This is a genomic window from Streptomyces pathocidini, assembly GCF_001418495.1.
In the GTDB taxonomy this organism is placed as follows: Bacteria; Actinomycetota; Actinomycetes; order Streptomycetales; family Streptomycetaceae; genus Streptomyces; species Streptomyces pathocidini.
This window is the reverse complement of record NZ_LIQY01000176.1, coordinates 1-1,070: the sequence shown is the minus strand read 5'-3', so window position 1 is coordinate 1,070 and position 1,070 is coordinate 1. Positions and strand designations below refer to the sequence as shown.

Annotated in this window: 2 protein-coding genes and 1 pseudogene; all 3 read right to left on the bottom strand. The window is 69.5% G+C overall.

Annotation, left to right across the window (positions count from 1 at the left end):
• The coding region (locus AOK16_RS10620) for a GTP-binding protein (protein ID WP_205627663.1) at nucleotides 1-290 on the bottom strand (290 nt) is incomplete at its 3' end.
• A complete protein-coding gene (locus AOK16_RS10615; protein WP_055472003.1) occupies nucleotides 271-894 on the bottom strand; it encodes a DUF742 domain-containing protein in 624 nt (207 codons plus the stop codon). The genes AOK16_RS10615 and AOK16_RS10620, both read right to left, overlap by 20 nt.
• Before the next feature lie 95 nt (nucleotides 895-989).
• Nucleotides 990-1,070, bottom strand: a pseudogene (locus AOK16_RS25470) (roadblock/LC7 domain-containing protein); the annotation flags it as partial.

Sequence of the window (1,070 nt, the reverse complement as noted above, 5' to 3'; positions counted from 1 at the left end):
ATGAACCAGAAGCGGTCCTGCCCGGGGGTGCCGAAGAGGTAGAGGATCAGGTCCTGGTCCAGGGTGATCCGGCCGAAGTCCATCGCCACGGTCGTCGTGGTCTTGTCCGGCGCGTGGGTCAGGTCGTCGATGCCCGCCGAGGCCGAGGTCATCATGGCTTCGGTGCGCAGCGGCTTGATCTCCGAGACCGCGCCGACGAACGTGGTCTTGCCCACGCCGAAGCCGCCCGCCACCACGATCTTCGCGGAGGTTGTGGAGCGGGCTGCACCGCTAGAGCTTCCGAAGTCCACTGAGCACCCTTTCGAGCAGTGTCACGTCTGGCTGACCGCCGGCGGTCTCGTCACCGCCGGGCTGATGGATGGCTACGAGCCCGGCCTCGGCCAGGTCGGCCACGAGGATTCGGGCGACGCCGAGGGGGATGGTGAGCAGGGCGGAGATCTCGGCCACCGACTTGATCTCCCGGCACAGCTGGCAGATCCGCTGGTGTTCCGGCAATTGTCCCTGCAACTGCGCCGGTGCGGCCGTCGTGTGCACCAGCGCTTCGATGGCGAGCTGGTACCGCGGCCGGGTCCTGCCGCCCGTCATCGCGTACGGCCGCACCAGCGGGTTGGCGCCCATGCCCGCGGAGGAGGGCTGCGGCGCCGACGGCTCGGGCTGCGGTTGCACCGGCTGGATACGGGGTGGCTGCGGCGCCTGGTACGGCTGCGGCTCGTAGGGCTGCCCGTAGGACTGCTCGTACGGCCGGCCGTACTGCTCCTGGGCCGGGGCCCGGCGCTGCGGCGGGGTCTGGCGGCTGGGCGCGGAGGGGAAGTTGAAGCGATTGGGCTGCTGACCCTGGACGTGGGACTGCTGCCCACTGCCGTACGGGTAGCCACCGCTGGGGGGTGTTGCCACGTTTCTCCTCCTCCAACTGGCGGTTTCCGGTCCCTGCTGAGGGTCCGCGCCACCGCACCTTATGGCGCGGTGGCGCGAAACGCACTGCCTGTCTGCTAGTTGAGAAGGGATCCTTGGAGTTCTGCGCGGAGGTCGGGGGTGAGGACGGTGCCTGCACGGTCGACGAGGAGGGCCAT